This is a genomic window from Frankia sp. CcWB2, assembly GCF_977927585.1.
The window spans coordinates 1-4,532 of the sequence record NZ_CDWRCM010000165.1; the positions used below are offsets into that span (position 1 = coordinate 1).

Here is a 4,532-nt window from a genome sequence, read left to right on the forward strand (position 1 = left end):
GTACGGGGCGTTCAGGCCGTGCAGCCGCGACCGACTCGTGATGATGACCGCGCAGCCCGGGCTGGTCGGCATCAGCGGCCGGATCTGCGCCTCGCCCCCCGCGTTGTCGAGGATGATCAGAACCTTGCGGGTCACGAGCAGCTCCCGGTACATCTCGCCGAGATCGTCGGGGTCGGCCGGTACCGCGGAGCGGCTGACCCCGAGCGTCTGGACGAACCGGGACAGCACCCGGGCCGGGTCCAGTGGGGTGCTGTTGCCCCGCAGGTCCACGTACAGCGTGTCGGTGAACCCCGTGCGGACGCGATGCGCGACGTGCACGGCCAAGGCGGTCTTGCCGGCGCCGGCCTTACCCGCGAACGCCGCCACCACGGTTCCCCATGACAGCCCGACCGGATCGGTCAGCATGGCGTGCACCTGGGCCTGGATCGTGTCGCGCCCGGTGTATTCGCGGATGTCCGGGGGCAGCTGGTATCCCCCCTGGCTCGTGGGCGCCACGGAGACCGGCCGGTCGAGCGAGCGGGGCGGGGTCCAGACCAGGCTGGACGTGCCGCGCAGCACGTCCTCCTGCAGCTGCTGCAACATCGCGGAGTCCAGCCCCAGGTCGTGCAGTGCCTCCAGGCCCTCTCGGCAGGCCCGGGCCGCGTCCTCGATCCGACCGTCCCGATAGAAGGCGAGAACCAGCTCCCGGCGCAGCCCGTCGTCGTGGGGGTGCCGTGTCACCAGCACGCGCAGATCCCCGATGACCTCGCGATGACGACCCAGGGAGAGGTCGGCGGCGATCCGGGTCGTGACGACGTCGAGCTGGAGTTCGTCGAGGGCGTCCACGTAGGCCCGGGTGAACGGGTAGTCGATCAGGTCGACCAGCGGCGGTCCCCGCCAGAGGGCCTGGGCCTCCTGCAGCGGGGCGATCGCGCTCACCGGGTCACCGTCGTCCACCGCGCGCCGGCCCTGTTCCAGCAGCCGACGGGCCTGTTCGGAGTCGATCTGCTCCGGGCGTACGTCGAGGACGTACCCGGTCCCCTTGCGCAACAGCACCTCGGGCCCGGTCTCCAGCCGCCGCCGCAGCTCGCTGACATGGGTGCGCAATGTGGCCAGCGCCTTCTCCGGCGGTGGATCCCCCCAGATCACCTCCAGCAGCCGGTGACCGGGCACCACCTGACCGGCTTCCAGCAGCAACGCGGCCATCAGCACCTTGCGCTGGGTGCCGCCTAGCACGATGGGTGCCCCCCGGCGGTGATCTCCAACGGGCCGAGGATGGCGAACTGCAGGTTGTCGCGGTCGGGCATCTGGTCCTCTCGTACGACCCCCGGTGATGTCTGTTTACCGCAGCGTGCGCCGGGAGGGGACATGGCGGCAACCACCGATCTGGAACGACCCCTGTCGTTTCCGCGTCAGGCCTGCCCGGTGCCCGGTGCCCGGTGCGACGCTGGTAGCGGTCCGGCTCCGTGGGGCGTCGCGTGACCCGATCGCGGAATCCGGCTGTTTCGATCAACACATTCTCAATGGTTCTGGTGATTGTGCGTGCAGTGGGCGTTGATCGCTCGGAGGTGCACTGAGCCCACGAAACCGAGGGTGGCAGGCGGCCGGGAGACGGCCGGCGAGGCGGAGGGGGTTGGGAGCATGGCGATCACGGTGCCCAGGAGCCTGGCGAGGCGGCCCGCGTCGGCAGCGGGCCCGGGTCCGGGCCCGGCGGTGGCCCGGACCCGGGCACCGCGGCCGGCGGCCGGGGCGGGCTTTCTCCCGCGGCGGGCCGGCGGACTGCCGCACGAGCTGGTCTTCCGGATCGAGTCGGTGTCCCGGCACGCCTCGGTCCGGCACGTGCACATAGAGACCGGCGAGGGCGCGGTGCTGGCCGACTGGTGGTCGCGGGGCCGGGTCGAGCTGATGGCGGCCGGCCGGCCGTTCGTGCTGGAGACCGATCTCGATGGTTCCGGGATCCGTCTGGTCGAACCCATGGGACGGGTGCCCCTGGCCGCCTTCGAGCCAGGCCGCCACGGGGGCCGGGTGCGCCTGTCGGACGGTGCCACGCTGCGCTGGCTCACGCCGATCCGCGGCGAGTTCGCCAGCGGGCTCGTGGGTCACCGCGACGTGAACATCATCCGGTTTGCGCTGGACGGAACGGCGCTTGTCGTGGCCAATCCGGATGCGCTCGACCCGGGGGTCACCCGGGTGGCCCGGACGCCGGGTGCGGGTTCGGGACATGTCTGTCGGGGGAAAGTCGCGGACCCGCGGCTGGGATGGGTTCCCGACGTGGTAGCCCTGCTCGTCCTCGGCTGGTTTCTTCGGGTGGTCGAGTCCGAGGTCGTCGGATCTTCTCGATCGCGTGTTCGATACCTAGGTGCTTGACGGGCGGCGTCGGAGAGGGTTCACTACTTTGTGATCGAACCTATGTTCGAGATCTGGGAGGTGTCGTGACCACCGTGACCAGTCGGCCGATCAGTGGCTCGATCAGTGGCTCGGACCCGGCGGGAGGAGCGGCCCGCAGTAAGGGCGCGTTCGGCGGCCATGGTGGATCCACCGGGCCGCGCGGTGCGTCCACCGAGCCGGTTGGACGGACCCTGGTGTCGGCGGCGGGGCTGCCCCGCCGCTCCCGTGACGATCTGTTGGTCGCCGCCCGGCGCGGTCTCGGTGAGGCCGAGTACGCCCAGACGACCGGGGATCGCTACGCCCTCGCCCATCTCGCGGCGCTGCGGGCGGCGGCCGCCGTCCTGGCGGACCGGGCCCGGCCCCGTCCCGGTCGTCGCGGTCGGCCCGTGAGTGCCTGGTGCCTGCTTGTCCGGGTGGCCCCCGAGCTCGCGGAGTGGGCGGAGTTCTTCGCGGCGGGGGCCGCCCGGCGATCGGCGGCCGAGGCCGGGCTGAAGGTGGTGACCAGGCGGGAGGCCGACGATCTGATCCATCAGGTCGATCTGTTCATCGGGGTTGTCGAGGGCGTGCTGGGCCTGCCGTCCCAACCAGTGATCGCCGGCACCGGTCCGGTCGGGCGTGGGGAGGTCGCGATGGTCACGCCGCCGAGCCGACCACGGTCAGCCTGCCCTCGGCCCGGCGACGCCCCGGGCGGGTGACGAGCGGTTGCGTTTACGATGAGCATCAGTCACTATCGGTTACCCCCCCGAGGGGCAGTGGCTGGCGGAGCAGGAGATCATCGATGGTCCTCACCGGTTCTGGGCATCGGCACCGCGGCGCGCATCGGGCCGTGCCGTCCGCCGTTGCGCGTCGCAACAGCTGGGTACTGCGGGTCGTAGGGCTGTCGGCTGGCGGGCTGGTCGTCGGGGTTGTCATAGGTCTCACCGTGGGTCAGTGACGCGCCCGGTCCTCCGGCGTGGGCGAGCGGGCTGATGGCGGCGATGCCGGCCTGAGGAGGCACGACGCGCATGACCAGCCATGTCACCGGCGCGGATCTGCGGCAGGCTGCGATCTGGCACGGCCTGCGGACGGTCCTGCCCGGATCGGCAGCGGGGGTTCCGGCCTGGTCGGTGGCCCCGACGGCCGCGACCATCCCGCCGATCATCGTTGCCGCGGGCGGTGGGAGTGGTAGCTTCGCTGTCCCCCTGGCGGTCGAGGGCTACCTGGTGATCGTCGTGGACCCGTCGCCGGACGCCCTGGCAGCGTTGCGCCGTCGCGCCGACGAACGGGGCGTCGCCGACCGGGTCACGGCCGAGCAGGGCGATCTGGGCGACCTGACCGGCATCGTCGGCACCGAGACCGCCGATTTGTTGCTGTGCCACTCCGTCCTCGACGTCGTTGACGATCCCGGGGCCGCGCTGGCGGGGGCCCTGCGGGTGCTGCGCCCGGGAGGCGTCCTCAGCCTCGTCGTCGCGGGCCGGGCTGCCACAGTGCTCGCCCGTGCCCTGGCGGGTCGCTTCGAGCAGGCGCAGGCCGTGCTGACCGGCCAGGGCACCGGGGCGCCCCGGGCGGCCGCCGGGTTCACCACCGCCGAGATCGTCGCGCTGGTGGACGGGGCTGGCGCGGACGTCGTCGACGTCCACGGGGTGCGCGTGTTCGCCGACCTGGTCCCCGGGGCACTGGTCGACTCCGATGCCTTCACCGCGCAGCGGCTGCTACGCCTGGAACTGGCCGCGGCCGCCCGGGAGCCGTTCCGTGACCTCGCGGCACAGCTGCATGTGCTTGCCCGCCGTCGTGCCGCTGGTACCGCTTGTGAAACCGGCACCGCCGGTTCCCGTGATCGTGGATTTCCCGGTATGAAAGACCCCAGTTCGGGCACGGACCAGGTGACGGGAATCGCTCGGTTCCAACCAGCATGACAGGTTGCCTACCGCACCCGCCCGCACATGCCTATCCTTGGTTATCAGGTTCCGTCCGCCGGGCCTACAGGTCGTGGGAGGAGCGTCGATGCCGCTCTCGGAGAACGAGCAGCGCCTGCTGGAGCAGATCGAGCGCGCTCTCGTACAGGACGATCCGAAGTTTGCCAGTACCGTCCGTTCGACGGACCCCCGTACCTACCTGCTGCGCCGGGTGCGCCGCAGCGCGGTCGTCTTCGTCCTCGGTCTGGCCGTCCTGGTCGTCGGCGTGGT

6 protein-coding genes are annotated in these 4,532 nt (G+C 71.6%); 4 read left to right on the forward strand and 2 right to left on the reverse strand.

Annotation, left to right across the window (positions count from 1 at the left end):
- Positions 1-1,215, reverse strand: a 1,215-nt coding sequence (locus tag ACY45C_RS16150) for an AfsR/SARP family transcriptional regulator (protein ID WP_462188411.1), incomplete at its 3' end; no start/stop codon positions are given.
- A 357-nt stretch (positions 1,216-1,572) separates the two neighbouring features.
- Between ACY45C_RS16150 and ACY45C_RS16155 the strand changes: the two genes are divergently transcribed.
- On the forward strand, positions 1,573-2,346 hold the full coding sequence (locus tag ACY45C_RS16155) for a hypothetical protein (protein ID WP_462188412.1): 774 nt from the start codon (positions 1,573-1,575) through the stop codon (positions 2,344-2,346).
- Positions 2,347-2,420: 74 nt separating this feature from the next.
- Positions 2,421-3,062, forward strand: a complete 642-nt coding sequence (locus ACY45C_RS16160) for an SAV_6107 family HEPN domain-containing protein (RefSeq protein ID WP_462188420.1) — start codon at positions 2,421-2,423, stop codon at positions 3,060-3,062.
- A 77-nt stretch (positions 3,063-3,139) separates the two neighbouring features.
- Here the strand turns inward: ACY45C_RS16160 and ACY45C_RS16165 are convergent, their stop codons facing one another.
- Positions 3,140-3,373, reverse strand: a complete 234-nt coding sequence (locus ACY45C_RS16165) for a hypothetical protein (RefSeq protein ID WP_462188413.1) — start codon at positions 3,371-3,373, stop codon at positions 3,140-3,142.
- On the opposite strand from ACY45C_RS16165, the gene ACY45C_RS16170 reads away from it, so the two are divergent.
- Both ACY45C_RS16170 and ACY45C_RS16175 read left to right on the forward strand, forming a co-directional pair.
- Positions 3,372-4,262 carry a methyltransferase domain-containing protein gene (locus ACY45C_RS16170; protein ID WP_462188414.1) on the forward strand — a complete coding sequence of 297 codons (891 nt, stop codon included), beginning with the start codon at positions 3,372-3,374 and terminating at the stop codon, positions 4,260-4,262. The two genes, ACY45C_RS16165 and ACY45C_RS16170, sit on opposite strands and share 2 nt — an antisense overlap.
- An 88-nt stretch (positions 4,263-4,350) precedes the next feature.
- Positions 4,351-4,532 (forward strand): DUF3040 domain-containing protein (locus ACY45C_RS16175; RefSeq protein ID WP_462188415.1); only part of this gene is annotated, 182 nt, incomplete at its 3' end.

What these genes read in the sequence shown, in the direction of transcription:
- ACY45C_RS16170 (WP_462188414.1), top strand. Translation starts at nt 3,372, where the DNA reads ATGACCAGCCATGTCACCGGCGCGGATCTGCGGCAGGCTGCGATCTGG.
- ACY45C_RS16165 (WP_462188413.1), bottom strand. Translation starts at nt 3,373, where the DNA reads ATGCGCGTCGTGCCTCCTCAGGCCGGCATCGCCGCCATCAGCCCGCTC.